This window comes from Pseudoalteromonas sp. L23 (assembly GCF_021728455.1).
Lineage (GTDB): Bacteria > Pseudomonadota > Gammaproteobacteria > Enterobacterales > Alteromonadaceae > Pseudoalteromonas.
In genome coordinates this window covers 630,217-647,655 of the sequence record NZ_JAKKCW010000001.1, presented here as the reverse complement: position 1 = coordinate 647,655, position 17,439 = coordinate 630,217, and the positions used below count along the sequence as shown (strand labels likewise).

Here is a 17,439-nt window from a genome sequence, read left to right as displayed (position 1 = left end):
TCCATTCGCTTCAATTACAGGCGCACCCGTTCCAAAGCTTTTAACTGGCTTATAATACAGGGTTCTGGCGAAATCTACATCACTGAATTGTTAAGATTTTGTTTTGGGAGGTATAGAATCTCGCTGTGTTGGTTTGTTGTCCTCCTGACAGGTTTCGACGCCCATCCATGGGCTACGACATACTTTTCTTTGATGCCCAAAGAACAAGTATGCAAAAGAAAGGGCACTCCCAACATCACACTGACTCCTCAAGTAAATTGCCAATATGAACGTCACCGCAGTGTTGGTTTATTGTCCTCCTGACGGATTTCGACGCCCATCCATGGGCTACGACATACTTTTCTTTGATGCCCAAAGAACAAGTAAGCAAAAGAAAGGGCACTCCCAACATCACACTGACTCCTCAAGTAAATTGCCAATATGAACGTCACCGCTGTGTAAGGGACATCCCTGTCCCTGTCACCGCTTTTCACGCATCCATGCGTTGAAATGACTCATTGGCAATTTACTTTCGGGTGTGATGAGGGAGACACAAGGCGCTGATAAATTCTTGTGGTGCTTGTAAGCGACTTAGCTGCTTCAGGAAATAAAACCAGAACTAACAAACAGCGCGATTTCCCCTCCATCACACCCGAAAAGCATAAGTTGATATGCAATGTGCCGACAGGATGTCGGCCAAGTCTTGTCTGGCACACGGACGTGCCTTACAAGACGGTTGCACTATATCGGCTTAGGGTTTGAGGATTGAGTGTGATGCTGGGGCGACGTTTTCTTGGTTCGTTCTTTTGCGTCGTTTCAAAAGAATGAACGAGGAGCGCATGGATGCGCTTTGATATTAACCAAGGAGGGGATGCTTGATTAGGACTGATGTGTAAAATCAATTAGTTAACCTGCTTAATTGCTCAGGCTAGCGGCCTCTGTACGCTAAAAAATATAATTGATTATTAAGGTAAATTTAGGTGTAATGAAGACACAATAAGCGCTGAGCGATGCAGGGAAAGCTTAATTAATAATAGATTAGCTGTTCAAACCAAATGATTTGGCTAATGTCTCTAAAAAGCAAATTCCCATAGCATAAACAACACCAACTCTGTCACACCGAGCAGGTAGCAGCTCAGTCCAACAAGCGATTATGCAACACAAACTGCGTGTCGCATAAATACTAAAGTGTTATTCGACTTAAAATTTGCGCAATGGAGGTTCAAGTTAATGCAGTTAATCGTTGGTACTGATTCGACATGGTCTTTGAGAGCCTGGATATGTGGTCAAATCGCAAATGTCGATTTTGACGTAAATGTGATTGACTTAGCCAAGACAGACTATTGTGATTCGTTGGGTAAGGTTTCTGATACGGGATTAGTTCCTCTACTAATCGACGAAGACTTGAAGGTTCATGACTCGCTTGCTATTGCTGAGTATTTTAATGAACTGTCAGAAGGTACACTATACCCCAAAGCTCGTACTGAAAGGGCTGTTGCAAGGAGTTTCTGCTCAGAGCTACATTCTGGGTTTGTTAACCTCAGAAATGCCTGTCCTTTCACTTTAGTTTCAGTGGCTCCCCTGCAAAATATTGGTGATGCTTTCAATCGCGAGTTAGGAAGAGTCGAAGAGATTTTTGGTTCAGCCAAACTTCCGTTTATGTTTGAATCTGCCAGTGCTGTAGATGCATTTTATTCAATCCTAGCGTTTAGGTTGAAAAGTTACGGAATTACATTTAACGGTAAGGCGGGAGAGTATCAAGCGAGCATGTTGAGTTGGCCAGTGTTAGAAAAAGCGATCCAGTCGGCGAAAGTCTGGAAAGGCGCATAACAAACACATATAGGGGCGTTACGCCGTAATCTCTTATTGCGATCTCATCGCTGCCTAAATCAGTCGATACAACTTATCGTTTAGGGCCACTAGACATTCATCGGTTAACCTTAATCTTGCACTACTCAAGGGGATGGCTCATTCGTCCAGTTAGTTAAAGGCTCAGCTAAGGTGTAAACGATTAAATTCATTGCTTAAATAAATGCGCACCAGTTGGGTGTCTAATCAAGGCCAAAGAGCTTATTACTTCGACAACACTTACCTGTAAAATTCAGCTATTACTGACAAAAACACAAATAATGCATGGTTTTTCGTGCTTCTCTAGTTAGGTGTTGAGCTCACCCCATTGTACGACTTAGCTTTTTAAAAAACGTTCATCGTCGAATACCGTTTTGTTCTTAAGCATAAAATAACTAACACTATTCTTTTCTGATACACAGACAACCGGGTTTGATTAAATCTGATTAATCAAACCCGATAGACAAGGCTAACCCTTGTTAAACTAAGAATTAAACCAAGGTAAGGTTATGGTTCTAGTTTGTCTTGGGTGCTGGTTTCAAAGTCGCTGGCGTCGTGTCTTTCATGCAGCTGCTCATGAGGTTCTCCCCATGTTTTATTTACCATTTTTCCACGTTTGACCGCTTCTCTTGAGGCGATGAGTCCAGCCCAGCGGATCACGTGTTCATAGCCATTGACGTCTAAAAACTCTGCCGCATCGTATAGGTGCCCTTGGGCTAGCACGCCATACCACGGCCAGATTGCCATATCAGCGATAGTGTATTCATCGCCACAAATATATTCTCTTGTGGCTAAATGTTGATTTAGTAAGTCCAGTTGGCGCTTCACCTCCATCGTGTAGCGGTTGATTGGATACTCGTAGTGCTCGGGTGCGTAGGCATAGAAGTGACCAAATCCACCACCAAGTAGTGGCGCAGCCCCCATTTGCCAAAATAACCAGTTGAGGCACTCTGTGCGTTTTGTAGGATCCTGAGGAATGAACTTTTGAAACTTTTCAGCTAAATAAAGCAAAATTGAGCCAGATTCAAAGATTTTGGTAGGTTCCTTGGTGCTGGTATCTAATAACGCGGGGATCTTAGAATTTGGATTAAGTGCAACAAACCCTGAGCTAAATTGTTCACCTTCCATGATATTAATTAAAAAGGCATCATATTCTGCTTCTTTTACCCCGGCAGCTAAAAGCTCTTCTAGCAAGATAGTCACTTTCACGCCGTTTGGGGTCGCGAGGGAGTAGAGTTGTAACGGGTGTTTGCCTTGCGGTAGGGACTTTTCGAATCTTGCGCCTGCAGTAGGGCGGTTGATATTCGCGAATTTACTACCATCGCCACTTTGCCATGGCCACTGCCAAACTTTAGGTGGTGTATAACCCGATGTACTCATTTCATGAACTCCTTCTGTGACTGTCCAAATCCATTATAGAGTGTAGAAGTGAAATGGAAATGAACAAATTTCTGTGGTCACAGGTTTACCCGTTTTATCCAGATCTTAAGAGAGATCCGAACAAGCTATCAACAAAAGATGGGGGAGAGTAGTAGAATAAAAAATGCCGATCAAAAGACCGGCATTCTTGAATTGGTTGGTTGGGAGTTAAAACACAACAGTTTGTGTTGCTGAACAGGCCGCAGTGCTACCTTGTTCGCACACTTGGTAGCCGTAAGTACCGCCGCCTTTAACACTGATGCTGTCTGTATGACTATTATCATTGCTAGTTGTGACAATTTTACTACCGTTACGATAAATATCGACTTGTGACGTGCTTGCACCGTTCCAGCTTAAGTCAACATAACTGTTACCTTTTTGCTTATAACCTGAAGCTGAAAGCTCAACGCTCGTTGTGTTATCACCGTCACCTGAACCACCGCCAGCACAGCCATTAGCGGTTAAGTAAGCGCTTGCATCTGCTGCTTTAACGATACCGTAACCAAAGTACACGTCTTTACCTACAGCGCCAGCATCTGCTGCGGTTGCTTTTAATGCACTACGGATTTCTTCACCAGTACACTCTGGGTGGTTAGACCATACCAATGCAGCAAGACCAGCAACAGCAGGAGTTGCCATTGACGTGCCGCTCATTAAGCCATAATCACTCGTACCAATGCTGATATTCGCGTTTGTAGCGGCCATCAACGCAGTGCGATCTTCAAATGCAGCGCCAACCGCTGGGATTGATGTGCTGTTAGTATCACCTAAAGTGCCGTATAGCATGCCAGCCTCATTATTTACGATAATCGCGCCGATACCACCAGATGCTTCACAGTTTGCTACTTTATCGTGGAATGAAATATTACCACGGTCAATTAGGCACACCTTACCGTTTGCAGCGCCATCAGTTGCTTCAGCGGTGCCCATAAAGTAAAGCGAGCCTGACGCGTTACCACTGTTTTCCATTGCTGAACTTGCAAACGCCGCGCCGTCAGCGGTCATGCTTGAAGAAGTCGCCATGTCTGCTGGGTAAGTTGAAAGTGTATCAACACCGCCTGCAGTTACCTCTACACAAATATGCTCGTCGTTAGTCGCGCGTTTTCCACGGCCAGAAGTACAGCTTGGATACTGAGAAAAGTCTGCAATTTGATTATCTGCATCGTTTGCACCGATCATCATTACTGAAGGATAGCCAGCAGGATATGAACGAACATTGTTGCCATCGTTACCAGCTGCCGCAACCACTAAGCCACCAGCATTACGGAAGTTTTCAAATGCGTTTGATTCTGTATTGTTTGAGCCACCACCACCCAAACTCATATTGATGATGTTTGCACCTGCTTGTGAGCATAGGTTTGCTGCGTGAGCAAGGTCAGAAGAGTAGCCCCAGCCTTCTGCGTTAAATACTTTAATAATGTGCATTGGCACGCCAGGAGCCATGCCGATAACACCAATATTATTGTCAGCAGCACCGATAGTACCAGCCACGTGTGTGCCGTGTGGGCCACCATTTTCATACCAATTACCTGTGCCGCTGTCATTATCACCGGTGATATTACCCCAAATGAAGTCAGGGTTTGATTGGTCAAGACCTGAGTCAATCACACATACTTTCATGCCAGCGTTCGCATCGAAAGTAAGTTGATTTGCTTGTGATTGGTACACAGCATAAGGCGTAACCTGTTGCTGCATTGGGTTACCTGCGTCGTCGTTATAAATCCCCAGTGGGTAACGCTTTTGGTCTGCTTCAACGAGTTTGATGTGTGGGTTGTTTAATAAGCCTTTTACTTGACTAAGATCTTTGCCAGTAAAAGTTGCAGCAAAGAAGCCATCGCCATCAACATGCAGCTCAGCGCCAAGCTTTTTAGCAAGTGCTTTTACGACGCCTTTTTTCGAATTGTCGACCTGAATGATGTATCGATCGTCAGATGCCTGTGCTTGTGCCATAGCGCAAGCGCCAGCGATGAGTAGTGCCCCAGTTAACTTGTTTAATTTCATTGTTATTTTCTCAGTTACATTGCGTGAATATTGTTGTTAATAAAAACTAACAACTTCTTAACGCTGATTAGCATATAACCAATAACAAGAACTCGTAAAGAGTAAATTATGCAGATTTGTGGAATTAATAAGAATATTTAATTACTTTAATATAATGTATGGTTATGACAGGACGTCTAACCATACACCGTAGTTATTAATAAAGGAACTGTACTGATAATTGCTATTATATCAATTACAATTAAGCTGCACTGTGAAGCTGGTGGCGATGCTTCGTAGCCAGCAGCAGTAAGAAAGGTAATGCGAGTAGTAAGTGCAACGCGAGTTGCATCGGGGCATCCAATGCCAGTGGTTGCGTCATGGTTGCAAGTACCCCCGCGCCACTCATCTGTAATACCCCAATCAACGCTGAAGCCGTCCCTGCTTGTTTCGCAAACCCAGATAACGCTTTACCAGCCGCGGCTCCAATCGTAAATGCAAAGCCGACTGACGCCATATACATAGGCAGTACAAAATGCGCTATTTCAGTTTGTGGCAAAGCCAGTAACAACAGGCCGCTAAAGCTAAAAACGGCGAGGCCAAAGGTAAGCGACTTCTGGCTATTGCGCTTGATGAAGTGGGGCGCAATGAAACTTGCGACAATACTCAGCGCCGCATTGCCGGTAAACCAAAACGTGAAGTCGGAAACACTGCCACCCATTTTTGCCATGATCCACCCCGGAGCTGAAATCACAAATACCAGCATTGCAGCCATACCAAGCATCGCTAAGGCGGCATTGTAAATGAAAGTCGTGCTACTGAGCATCGGCTTAAAACGTCTCAAATCTAGGATATGACCGCTGTAATGTGTATCTTCGGGGCGAGTCTCTTTATAGATAAGAGAAACCAAGATGAGACCAACAATAGCAAAACCAAACAAAAAGCTAAAATTACTCTGCCAGCCAAATTCGACAGTGAGCCACGCACCTAAAATAGGTGCTAACGCTGGGATAAAACATACAATACCGTTGAGGTAAGTGATCATTTGGCCACTGCCTTTGTGTCCAAAGCTATCACGAACAATAGCAAAAGCGCTGACGAATGTGGCACAAGCGCCTAGGCCTTGTAACACTCGAGCTACCATCATGAGTGGCCAAGTGGAGACTGTGCTTGCCATCACGGCGCCAAGCGCAAACAAAATGATTCCAACCAGTGCAACCGGCTTACGGCCGTATTTATCCGCAAGCGGACCTGCTATCAATTGTCCAAGACCCACAGCTAACATATAAATACTCACGGTTTGCTGAATTTGACTTTCTGATACTTGAAGGCTGGACTGCATGTCCACAAACGCAGGTAGATAGAGATCGATACCTAAAGGGCAAAAGATAACAAGTAAAGCGAGAATAAAAATCAGTGCTTTTGAATTTGATTGGGTCATGGCGTCTCCTTTTGGCCGTTATTGTATTGTGGAGAATGAGAAAAGACAGGACAAAGCGCCGATTTAGCAAATTTTTAAGATATTTTATTCGCTGAGAATGGCAGACGGTTGATTAACTGGTCAGATGTGTTAATTTTAAGCAAAATCATTTTAGAAAAATCTTATGTCTGCACCACTTTTAAAAATTTATAAAAGGATGAGTTGGTTGCCATTTGGTAAATGGATGTTCAGTAAGGCGGTATGTCGTAAGGCTCCTTACTTTGGCACCATTAAGCCTAAAATCACACAATTGAAGCCCGGCGTTTGTAGGGCCACAATTCGTAACCGTAAAGCCATTCATAACCACATAGGTACGGTTCACGCTATTGCTCAGTGTAATCTTGCGGAGTTGTGTGCTGGAGTCATGACAGACGCAACCATCGACCATAAAACCCATCGCTGGATCCCAAAGGGGATGTCAGTGCAATATTTAGCTAGAGCTGAGACCGATCTGCATGCTGTGGCGCAAATAGAATATCCGCGAACATGGCAAGATAAAGAAGAGCTAGTTGTACCGGTGGAAGTTTTTAATACTGCGGGAGAGAAAGTATTTCACGCCGACATTAACATGTATATCAGCGCGAAAAGATCTTAATTGTTTATGGTTTGATCACCGGTAGGGTCAATTGCCGTGACGTTATTGGTTCGCTCGTTACGGTGCGTCAGTTTACCATCGACATGCGCACCAGCTTCAATCGTTAAGGTCTCGTGTTCGATATTGCCAAACACTTGAGCGCTAGGAAGCAGCGTGACTTGTTTGGCATGAATATCACCTTCCACTTTGCCTAATATCGTCAGTTCATTGGCTTGGATATTACCTTGTACTAAACCTTTATTGCCGATGATTAGTTTTTCGATGTCGAGGTTACCATGGACGGTACCATCTAATTGCAGCTCACCTTCACAGACAATATCGCCCGTGACTTTAGTGCTTTGAGCAATAATGGCTGGGACGTCGTTTCGTTGGTTTTTAAAAGAATTAAACACGAATGCCTCACTATCGCAGCGTAATTGCAATTAGATGTTACTTATTGAATGCACGAGCGATTTTAATTGGGTTTAGGTGTTTTTTACCTTGAATCACTTCATAGTGCAAGTGCGTCGCTGTACTTCTTCCTGTGCTGCCCATTAGTGCAATTACGTCACCTTTATTGATTTGCTGGCCTTTTTTTACCTTGATGGTGTGAAGGTGGCCGTAGCGTGTGGTGATGTCATTTGCGTGTTCAATTTCAATAAAGTTGCCATAGCCGCCATTTTTCCCAGCTCGTTTAACAGTACCAGAAGCGGGGGCTACTATCTGTGTTTTGTGCCAACCTGCGAGATCGATACCTTTATGATAGGCACGGCGGCCAGTGATTGGGTCTTTACGAAAACCAAAAGCACTAGAGACATAATATTTCTCCTGAGCGACAGGCAATGTATCTGGCAGTTGGCCAATCATAGTCGCTAACTGCGCATAAACTGCGTATTGGTCAATGGCATTAATAAAGTTGGCTTCTACCAATTCTAAGTCGGCTTGGAAGTAGGGGCCACCTTGCGCTTCTGAGAAGTCAGATGATAGTTGTAATCCCGCACTGTCGATGGATTCTTGCATCGCGGCAATGTCAGCGCTGAACGATTGCCCAAGTTGTTCGCTGAGCTGTCGTTGTTGGATGAGTAGGAGACTGGCTTGTGGAGCAAATTCGGTTGTGGTACTTGGTTGTGAGCTGTTAAGGTCTGTTGGTGTTTCTTCTAGCTCGCCTTCCACCGCGCTGTTATCAGTTGTTTGAGTCGAGTCAACCAATGACTCAAGCACACTGTGCTGCTGTGACAGTTGGTCAAGCATGCCTTTTTGCTGTGCTAATTGCGCTTGAAGCTGTGATTTTTCTGTTTGCCACTTGGCTTGCAGCTGCGCTAAGTTTTGTTGCTCTTTAGTAAGCTGGTCACCGTTTTCTTGTAATTTGAGTGAGGTATTGGCTATCCACATAGCGACAGCGAGCAAAATCAAAATCGAGCAAGCTTGAACCCAAGATGGTAATTTTAACATCTTGACAGTTGCGTCTTGACGAACAATTAATTGAGTCGGCTTAAACAGCTTTAGATATAGGCGCTTGAGTACTTGCAACATTCAACCTCAGATTTAAATCAGCGCTACACTCTAACAATTTTTAGTCAAATTTCCAGTTTTTAGAACTAAAAAAAGGCATGAAATCATCATGCCTTTGATTTAAAAGTAAATAAAATTGCGATTAACGCACGAGTAATTGCGATTATTTTGCTGGAAGTACAGTGCCTTCAACACAGCCAAAACCGATACGGTTATAGCCTTGGGCTTCACACCAACCGCGCATAATCACTTTATCGCCATCTTCTAGGAACTTACGCTCTTCGCCGTTTGCAAGCGTGATAGTTTCTTTGCCGCCGCGTGATAGTTCGAGTAATGAACCCGCTTCTACATGCTCAGGACCAGACTGCGTGCCTGAGCCTAACATATCGCCTGGTAGGAAGTTACAGCCGTTCACTGTGTGGTGTGTAACCATTTGCGCAACCGTCCAATAGCTGTGCTTGAAGCTGGATTCAGACAGTTTGCTTGGTTTAGCGCCTTCGCTACGCATTTTTTCAGTCTCTAGTAAGACATCCATACGAATATCAATAGCACCAGACTCGCGGTTTTGCGTTGATTCTAAGTATTCCAGTGGTTGTGGATCGTTTTCATCACGGTGCCATTGAGTACGGTATGGTGCAAGTGCTTCTGTGGTCACAACCCAAGGAGAAACCGTTGAAGCAAAGTTTTTCGCAAGGAATGGACCTAATGGTTGATATTCCCATGCTTGCAAGTCACGTGCAGACCAGTCATTGAATAAACAAAAACCAAAAACGTGATCTTCAGCGTCTTTAATTGCGATAGAGTCGCCAAGTTCATTACCTTTACCTAAGTAAATACCTAGCTCTAATTCGTAGTCTAGACGCTTACAAGGACCAAATGACGGTGTATCTGCATCTGGTGCTTTGGTTTGGCCTTTAGGGCGAGGGAAAGTTTGACCTGATACATCAATAGACGATGCACGGCCATGGTAACCGATTGGTACCCACTTGTAGTTTGGTAGCAGCGGGTTATCAGGACGGAACAGGCTACCTACCGCTGTTGCATGGTAGATTGAGGTATAAAAGTCAGTGTAATCGCCAATGTGGCAAGGTAGAGCGTATTCTACGTCATCCTGTGCAACCAATGCACCTTCAAGGCTTGATTGCAGTTCAGAACCTTCACGTAATGCACGAGACAGGGCAAGTCGAAGTGCTGACCAGTACTGCTGGCCCATTCCCATAAATTCATTTAATGCTGGGGCATTTGCAGCTTCGGCGGCCTTAGCAGCGTCACCTGAAAATAGGTTAGCGTCAACAACTGCGCCAAGGTCTAGTACTTGATCGCCAATCGCAACACCGCCGCGAAATTCTTCGTTACTGTTCTTACGACGGAATATTGCAAAAGGTAAGTTTTGAATAGGGAAATCAGTTCCAGTCGCATTCGCACTAGCTACCCAACTTGTTAATTGGATGTCGTGTGTTTCATTAATTTGAGACATTGCCTTTCCTTTAATTTTGGCTTTCAACTTGAGTTATGGTCAAAAGTGAAAAACTCAAGTCGTAATAGCAATTTGATAAACCACAAAAAGCAGCTATCGCTAGCTGCTTTTTTATTAATTTGATGTGTGTGTTTAGATTACACCACGGCGCTCTTGGTCGCGTTCAATTGACTCGAATAACGCTTGGAAGTTACCTTCACCAAAGCCGCCATCGTCAACACGTTGGATCATTTCGATGAAGATTGGGCCAAACAGGTTTTTAGTAAAGATCTGTAGTAGGTAGCAGTCTTCGCTTTGGCTATCTACTAGGATTTGGTGCTGCTTGATCTTTTCTTTATCTTCTTTAACCCAAGGCACACGGTCAAAGATAGTGTCGTAGTAGTGATCTACGATATCTAAGGTAGCAATAGTGCTCTTGTCTAGTTTATCTAGTGAACTAACCAAGTCGTCAGTCAAAAATGCTAAATGCTGAACACCTGGACCATTGTACTCATCTAAGTACTCATCGATTTGGTTGTTGTTGTCGTCTTTACCTTCGTTGATTGGAATAGAGAAGGTGCCACATGGTGACTTAAGTGCATAAGAAAGCAGCGCCGTTTTTTGACCTTTGATGTCAAAGTAACGAACTTCAGTAAAGCCAAATACGTCTTTATAGAAGTTAGCCCAAGTTTCCATCGTCCCTTTGTAAACATTGTTTGTTAGGTGATCGATGCGCTTAAAGCCTTTGTCTTCAACAACCTTTTGCTCTTCTAGGTCAACGAAGTCTTGCTCGTAGATTGACCCTTTATCGCCAAAGTTTTCGATGAAATAGATAAGGCTATCGCCGATACCGTAAATCGCTGGGTATGGTAAGTCTTTGTGTGTTGAATCAGTCGCAGGTTTTGCACCACGCTCAACTGCGGTTTCAAACGCCTTTTGCGCATTTTCTACACGCCAGCCCATAGAACAAATAGCCGGGCCGTGACTTTTAGCAAACTGTGCTGAGAAGCCTTCACGCTCGTTATTCAACAAAAAGTGAATATCGTGCTGGTTGTAGTAAACGATATCTTTATCTTTAAATTTCTTTAGTTTTGAGAATCCAAAGTCAGTGAATACCTTATCCATGTAATCAGCGTCTGGTGTTGCATATTCTGTAAACTCGATGCCGACTAGGCCTAGTGGATTATTTACTTCACTCATTGTTTTACTCCCGTATTAAGCACTGGGTGACTTGTTAGTATTTATGACTGGATGATTAATCAAATTACTGCAAAGGGGAAGCTAGAGGCAGTAAATAGCAGTATGAGACTTTGTAAATTTAGTTGCACAATTGCCATGTAAAAGACACAAAATTGACACAGGCGTGACGATAATTATTTTTGCTTGAATTTTGACTAAAAACAGCAAGGAGTTTTGTGGGGTATTTTGTAACTTTGTTTTTGTATTATTTTGATTTTATTTGCTTTTTATGTTTTTGATTGGTGAGTTATATGAGAGGGAGGATTTTTATCACACGACTAAATTGAGAGGGGAAATGATGCTAAGTGTATTCAAGGCTTTACACTTGGCTGTTGTGGGAGAGGTAAACCACGCTAAATCAGCGTGGTTTACGGCAAATATTATTGCTTCTCAGCGGATACTTCTAGTTCTTCCGCTAGGTAATGCTCTTGTGTATGAGGCTCGTGCTTGCCCTCAGCGCCGTGCATCCAATCTACAAGCTTGTTGCTTAATAGATACATTAACACAGCAGACAGCAAGGCTACGCCGCCTAAACCAATGAAGATGCTCATCGCATTTTCCATTGCTTCTTGGCCTTCACCGATGAAAGAGCCAACAAGACCTGCAAGCTTGTTTGCAACAGCCGTACATAGGAACCAAATACCCATTAGCAGTGATGCTAAGCGTAGCGGTGCTAGTTTACTTACCATAGAAAGACCGATTGGTGATAAACATAGTTCACCAAGTGTGTGGAACATGTAGAACAACACTAACCAAATCATGCTGATCTGAAGTGTACCACCCGCTTCACCACCTTCTGTTGCAAGCGCAAGCATCATGGTTAAGAAACCAAGTGCTAAGAACACCAGACCAATTGCGAATTTCACTGGAGAGTTCGGTTCTTTGTTATCTAGCTTTAACCAGATCATCGCTACTAATGGCGCAAATACAATGATGAAGATAGAGTTAAGCGACTGGAACCAAGAAGCCGGGATCTCAAAGCCCATAAACATACGGTTGGTATAGTCGTTTGCGAATAGGTTCATCAGACCACCAGCCTGCTCGAAACCCATCCAGAAGATAATTGAGAAAACACTCATGGTGAAAATAACACGGATACGATCTTTTTCTTTCTTCGTAAGCGGTTCTTTAGTCTGTGAGTCAGACATCTGTTGAGAAAGTTTAGCTGAAGGTACTTTACCGATATCGCCAAGGTATTTCTGGCTTAAGATAAGCTGCATAACCACAGAAATGATCATACCAACACCGGCTGCGATAAAGCCTGCCTGCCAGTTAACGACTGCTGCTACATAACCCGCAACAAGTGGACCTAATGCACCACCTAAGTTGATACCCATATAGAAGATAGTAAATGCACCGTCACGGCGCTTATCACCTTCTTGATATAGATCACCAACCATTGTTGAGATGTTTGGCTTGAATAAGCCATTACCTAAACAAAGCAGTGCTAAACCAAGGTAGAAGACATTTACTTCTTGTCCTGCCACAACGCTGTGAGGAATACCCATAATAAAATGGCCTGTAGCCATTAAAATACCACCAATAATGATGGCTTTGCGCTGACCTAATACGTTATCTGCAAGCCAACCACCAAACAGTGGGGTGAGATAAACGGCCATCGTAAATGTGCCGTAAAGGCTTAGTGCGTCGGCATTGCTCCAACCGAAGCCACCATTTTGAACTTGTGCTACAAGATAAAGAACTAAGATGGCACGCATACCGTAGTAGCCAAAGCGCTCCCACATTTCGGTACCAAATAATAAGAAGAGGCCTTTAGGGTGACCCAGAAATTCTCCGGCCTTCGGAACTGAATTCATATGTACTTCCTAATCTAATCAATGTGTTGTATCTGGCCATTTTTATAAAGGATGCGTTATTGCATCTAATGTTTTTCAATCAACACTGAATAATGAGCCATGTACTTAACATGCAACGTTTGAAGCGATGCGCGGTAAATAGAACACTTTTCAATGCAGATTGGCATTGCTCATCGAGTCACCGAGTAAAAATCTTAATCAGATATTTGCTTGTATGAACTCAGGCATGCCTGTACTTTTTTTGAACGGGTGACCAGTACCTATTTCAACTAGCGTTTGTTGTATGTAACGACTAACTAATTTAAAAAAGTGCGTCAGTATACTCAGTGAGAATTAATAGGGGAAGTGTTTGGAGTCAGAAAGCGCATAAAATGCGGTCAGTGATTCAGGGAAGGATCATTCTTTTAGGTGGCGGTTATATCTCAATGAATGGCGTAACCATTAAGGTTATGTATCTTTTTATCGCTGATATTTACCATTTGTTGCAGGTGTGGGAGCAGGTTGTCCCTGCGATCCATTTATCTTTACCTAGTCGAGAAAAACGCTTCCAACCAATTAGCGATAAGATTTGTGGGGGCAGTGCTACCCACCCCCATATCATTACGCTTCTTGACTCAAATATTGTTGAATAAACTCGGTTGCAGCTAAAAAGTCCTGCTCCAATTTATCACGCATTTGGATCAGCTGATCGGTGGTCAGCGTGCCTTCCTTACATAAAGTCTCAAACTCTATGGCAGTTTCTGCTACTTTTTCGGCACCGATAGTTTTGGAGATGGACTTAAGTTGATGACAAGCTTCAATGATTTCCTCTTGGCTCATCGTGATCACCGCACCATTTACATCTCGTGTTAACTGGCTACTTTGTTCTAAGTACATTCGGAAAAAGCGATTTCGTTTCGCTTCATCATGGTTCACATACTTGTTGAGCATGTCCATATTGATAGCGGGAGCTGGTTCGCTGGCCTCAGCTTCAATAATTTCAGACTCTACAACTATAGCCTCATCAACAACTGGCTCTAGCTCAGCCGCTTGCTCTGATCCTACCGGTACTTGGCTAACGGCTACTGGTGCGACAGTTGATGGCTCAGTACTTTGTCGTGGTTGCTGTGTTTTTGGTAAGCTTTCAATACATTTATTGAGCGTTGCTTCTAGTACATTTAACTCTACTGGTTTGGTGATATAGTCATTCATACCACCCGCCTCACAACGTTCTCGTTCACCTTTTAGTGCATTAGCTGTCACGGCAATGATGTATGGTTGCTCAATGGTATCGGTTGCGGTTTCTACATAGTCTCTAATATGTTTTACCATGTCGTAGCCTGACATCTTAGGCATATGTAAATCAGTTAGTACGATTGGGAAGTGCTCTTTTTTCCAAAGTTCTAAGCCTTCCTCACCATTTTCTGCAACCTCGACACCATAGCCTAACAGGTGTAATTGGTCGGTCAGCACTTGCTGATTTAATACGTTATCTTCAACTAACAACACCAGTTTGTTGGTTGCTCTGGCTTCATCAACGCTTAAAAAGTCGTTGATGGTGCGAGAAGGTTTAATTTCCTTTGGTTTATGCAAACCGGCAGCGACCAAGATAGCCGTCATAAAGCTAGACTTACACAACGGTGATGCATTGAGATAGAAAATATTTTTGTGATTAAGCGCTGCTTCGTCCATTTTACTTAAGACAACAACTTGCTGTTCGTTTTTCTCAAGCGAGTAGACTACGGTTCTTAGCTCTTCATTGACTTTATCCATGCCGTCTAAACCGTCTAACACCCAAATCAATTTGTCCTCGTGTTGGTGTTCGGCTATCTCGCTTTCATCAATAGTAATCACGTTCGCACCCATAAATGAAAGGTAGCGATTTAAAATGGTGCGTCTCTCATTATTTGGGGTGAGCAGAGCAACAGTGCGACCGTTTAACATTTGTTTGTTTACGTAATTAACTTTGCCATCCACACTAAATGGTAATTCCACAACAAACTCGCTTCCCATGCCAATATCTGAGTTAACATGGATACTACCTAGCATGAGTTCGATTAAACTTTTACAAATAGAAAGGCCAAGTCCTGTACCGCCAAATTCTCGGGTGATAGAGCCTTCAGCTTGAATAAACGGATTAAAAATTTCTCTCAACTGAGCTTTTGTCATGCCTTTACCATTGTCAGTGACGGTAAAGCGTAGGGTGTAATGCTCCGAGGTGTTTTGTGCAACTTCAACGGAGATTTTTACATAACCTTGGGTTGAGTCGTCTGTAGTCGTAAATTTAATGGCATTACTGCAAAGGTTATAAAGTACTTGTCTAACGCGAACTGTGTCACCAACTAAATTTGTTGGAATGTCAGGAGCAACAAACAGCTGTAAGTCTAATTTACGCTTTTTCGCTACTGATGAAAGCACACGTGCGACTTCCTCTGTGGTTTCAGCCACCGAGAAAGCACTATTGTCTATGCGTAATTTACCTGCCTCAATTTTAGAAAAGTCGAGAATATCATCAAGAATACCAAGTAAAGAAAATGCCGAGTCGCGAATAATCGTGGTGAGGCGGTGTTGAGCACCGTCAAGATCGGTTTGGCGCAGTAAATCAATGGTACCAATGACGCCGTTCATTGGTGTGCGGATCTCATGGCTCATAGTGGCTAAGAAAGTGGTTTTGGCATCACTTGCACGCTCCGCATTTAAAATCGCTTTTTCCAGCGCCAGCGTGCGGGCTTGAACTTCGGTTTCGAGACTTTCTTGAAGCTGTTTTAACTCGTTTTGCGTTGCTTGATCGGACTCTATGGATGACTGTACTTGCTTTAACAGTGCATTTATTGCTTCAGCAACCTCAGCCAGACCGCCACTATAATAAGTACCAACCGTCGACTTGTAGTTTTTATCCATCGTTAGGTGATTGATTTCTGCGATGAGTTCTTCAGTATCGTTGCTTGATGCGCCAGAAAGCCGACGTGCTGCAATGACAACGATCATCAAGGCACTAATAATAGCAGCAGCGAGTAATACATAAGCAATGAATGGGTCGCTTGATGGCGCAGCTGCAACGGGTGGCGTATAGGTCAAAATGAGTTCACCGACGTTTTGCTCATCTAGTAGCAGTGGCATGTGGTAAACCTGCATTGTGTCTTTGTTATAAGACTCTTCACGATTCAATGCAGTGATTTGCTCACCTGCACTTTGTTGAAATACCAGGTTTGGTTGCCCCATCCCTGTATTGACATACAAATAGACGCCCAAATGCTCGTTAGAAGCTAATAATGCGGATACAATTTGCTTGGCACTGTCAAAACCGTGTTGTGTGACCACCTTAGCAAGGGGAGTTGCAACTGTTGTTGCTTGCTGCTGCAGATTCACGGTTGGTGCGGTAGGGACGTCAGCCTGCTTTGGCAGTAGGTAAGCACCTACGGCGCTGCATAGTCCAACAATCAATATTGCGATAAATAAAAAAAGTATCCGTCCATTTGCATTGGTGTTCGCGCTATTTGGCATGCTTAATCCCGAAAGAATTATTTATACTTATTAGTTGTAGCAATCCTATCACCTTCGGCAAGTTTTTACCTCTCGTTTTTCAATCAATAGTGGCAATAGCCTAAGATTATCTGATTGTTTTAAATCTTAAAATAATCAGGTTGTTATCTCGATAATTTTCACTACGCCTGCGATGTGCAAAGCAGTAAGCTTTAATAAAAATTAAATTCTACTTAATGCTTTTGTTAAATGATAAGTGTCCATGACGGTAATTACGCAGGCTAATATCAACTTTAGTTCAGAGACAATATTGCTCGCCAAGTGAGGTATAGGTAATTTAGGTGAACTAGAGCTGCGGTAAACGAATGGCTTACATGTTACCTTGCTATATTGCCGTGTAAATTCGTTTTACAATCAGGAGGTAGTCCTTGGGGGATTGATAAGATAAGTCTCTGTAGCTTCGGTTTTCTTGAAAGACAGTCTCGTTAGTTGCTTCAAATTTGGTATGAATAAGGTATTCGTAATGAAACTTTCGCGACATTAAAACGAAGCGCGGCGTGAAACAGGAGACGTGCTATAAAGACGAGAATCAAAAAGAGTGAATAAGTGTCGTCTAACTGTGGTATCAGAACAGCAAAAGCACATACCTTCTTGTTTGTTTCACTCCTTTATA

At 43.3% G+C, this 17,439-nt stretch carries 12 protein-coding genes; 3 read left to right on the top strand and 9 right to left on the bottom strand.

Annotated features, from left to right (window positions below; all coding sequences use genetic code 11):
* The first annotated feature begins 1,209 nt into the window (after positions 1 to 1,209).
* Positions 1,210 to 1,809, top strand: a complete 600-nt coding sequence (locus L3V43_RS02950) for a glutathione S-transferase N-terminal domain-containing protein (RefSeq protein WP_237115763.1) — start codon at positions 1,210 to 1,212, stop codon at positions 1,807 to 1,809.
* 525 nt (positions 1,810 to 2,334) lie between these two features.
* Here L3V43_RS02950 and yghU read toward each other — a convergent pair.
* From yghU to L3V43_RS02935, 3 genes are all read right to left on the bottom strand, one after another.
* Positions 2,335 to 3,207 (bottom strand): glutathione-dependent disulfide-bond oxidoreductase, encoded by an 873-nt coding sequence (gene yghU, locus L3V43_RS02945; RefSeq protein ID WP_235368900.1) that lies wholly within the window; start codon positions 3,205 to 3,207, stop codon positions 2,335 to 2,337.
* A 207-nt stretch (positions 3,208 to 3,414) separates the two neighbouring features.
* Positions 3,415 to 5,247: a S8 family serine peptidase gene (locus tag L3V43_RS02940; protein WP_235368901.1), complete on the bottom strand. Its 1,833-nt coding sequence runs from the start codon at positions 5,245 to 5,247 to the stop codon at positions 3,415 to 3,417.
* A 241-nt stretch (positions 5,248 to 5,488) separates the two neighbouring features.
* On the bottom strand, positions 5,489 to 6,667 hold the full coding sequence (locus L3V43_RS02935) for a multidrug effflux MFS transporter (protein ID WP_237115764.1): 1,179 nt from the start codon (positions 6,665 to 6,667) through the stop codon (positions 5,489 to 5,491).
* 163 nt (positions 6,668 to 6,830) lie between these two features.
* Here L3V43_RS02935 and L3V43_RS02930 point away from each other — a divergent pair, with 163 nt between their 5' ends.
* Positions 6,831 to 7,301, top strand: coding sequence for a hotdog fold domain-containing protein (locus L3V43_RS02930; RefSeq protein ID WP_235368903.1), 471 nt, complete (start codon positions 6,831 to 6,833; stop codon positions 7,299 to 7,301).
* On the opposite strand, the gene L3V43_RS02925 is transcribed toward L3V43_RS02930, so the two are convergent.
* From L3V43_RS02925 to L3V43_RS02905, 5 genes are all read right to left on the bottom strand, one after another.
* Positions 7,298 to 7,693 (bottom strand): polymer-forming cytoskeletal protein, encoded by a 396-nt coding sequence (locus tag L3V43_RS02925; RefSeq protein WP_174169798.1) that lies wholly within the window; start codon positions 7,691 to 7,693, stop codon positions 7,298 to 7,300. The two genes, L3V43_RS02930 and L3V43_RS02925, sit on opposite strands and share 4 nt — an antisense overlap.
* 37 nt (positions 7,694 to 7,730) lie before the next feature.
* Positions 7,731 to 8,732 carry a M23 family metallopeptidase gene (locus L3V43_RS02920; RefSeq protein WP_237123924.1) on the bottom strand — a complete coding sequence of 334 codons (1,002 nt, stop codon included), beginning with the start codon at positions 8,730 to 8,732 and terminating at the stop codon, positions 7,731 to 7,733.
* A gap of 223 nt (positions 8,733 to 8,955) precedes the next feature.
* The gene (gene fahA / locus L3V43_RS02915) at positions 8,956 to 10,269 is read right to left on the bottom strand and encodes a fumarylacetoacetase (RefSeq protein ID WP_235368905.1); all 1,314 of its coding nucleotides are present in this window, start codon (positions 10,267 to 10,269) and stop codon (positions 8,956 to 8,958) included.
* Between the two features lie 132 nt (positions 10,270 to 10,401).
* A complete protein-coding gene (gene hppD, locus L3V43_RS02910) occupies positions 10,402 to 11,448 on the bottom strand; it encodes a 4-hydroxyphenylpyruvate dioxygenase (RefSeq protein ID WP_010606040.1) in 1,047 nt (348 codons plus the stop codon).
* A gap of 419 nt (positions 11,449 to 11,867) precedes the next feature.
* Positions 11,868 to 13,304, bottom strand: a complete 1,437-nt coding sequence (locus tag L3V43_RS02905) for a peptide MFS transporter (protein WP_095726716.1) — start codon at positions 13,302 to 13,304, stop codon at positions 11,868 to 11,870.
* Positions 13,305 to 13,675: 371 nt separating this feature from the next.
* On the opposite strand from L3V43_RS02905, the gene L3V43_RS02900 reads away from it, so the two are divergent.
* Positions 13,676 to 13,936, top strand: coding sequence for a hypothetical protein (locus L3V43_RS02900; RefSeq protein WP_029215839.1), 261 nt, complete (start codon positions 13,676 to 13,678; stop codon positions 13,934 to 13,936).
* Here the strand turns inward: L3V43_RS02900 and L3V43_RS02895 are convergent.
* Positions 13,905 to 16,787, bottom strand: a complete 2,883-nt coding sequence (locus tag L3V43_RS02895) for an ATP-binding protein (protein WP_237115766.1) — start codon at positions 16,785 to 16,787, stop codon at positions 13,905 to 13,907. The two genes, L3V43_RS02900 and L3V43_RS02895, sit on opposite strands and share 32 nt — an antisense overlap.
* Positions 16,788 to 17,439: the final 652 nt, after the last annotated feature.

Coding starts and splice junctions, on each gene's coding strand:
- L3V43_RS02950 (WP_237115763.1), top strand. CDS start 1,210: ATGCAGTTAATCGTTGGTACTGATTCGACATGGTCTTTGAGAGCCTGG.
- yghU (WP_235368900.1), bottom strand. CDS start 3,207: ATGAGTACATCGGGTTATACACCACCTAAAGTTTGGCAGTGGCCATGG.
- L3V43_RS02940 (WP_235368901.1), bottom strand. CDS start 5,247: ATGAAATTAAACAAGTTAACTGGGGCACTACTCATCGCTGGCGCTTGC.
- L3V43_RS02935 (WP_237115764.1), bottom strand. CDS start 6,667: ATGACCCAATCAAATTCAAAAGCACTGATTTTTATTCTCGCTTTACTT.
- L3V43_RS02930 (WP_235368903.1), top strand. CDS start 6,831: ATGTCTGCACCACTTTTAAAAATTTATAAAAGGATGAGTTGGTTGCCA.
- L3V43_RS02920 (WP_237123924.1), bottom strand. CDS start 8,732: ATGTTAAAATTACCATCTTGGGTTCAAGCTTGCTCGATTTTGATTTTG.
- fahA (WP_235368905.1), bottom strand. CDS start 10,269: ATGTCTCAAATTAATGAAACACACGACATCCAATTAACAAGTTGGGTA.
- hppD (WP_010606040.1), bottom strand. CDS start 11,448: ATGAGTGAAGTAAATAATCCACTAGGCCTAGTCGGCATCGAGTTTACA.
- L3V43_RS02905 (WP_095726716.1), bottom strand. CDS start 13,304: ATGAATTCAGTTCCGAAGGCCGGAGAATTTCTGGGTCACCCTAAAGGC.
- L3V43_RS02900 (WP_029215839.1), top strand. CDS start 13,676: ATGCGGTCAGTGATTCAGGGAAGGATCATTCTTTTAGGTGGCGGTTAT.
- L3V43_RS02895 (WP_237115766.1), bottom strand. CDS start 16,787: ATGCCAAATAGCGCGAACACCAATGCAAATGGACGGATACTTTTTTTA.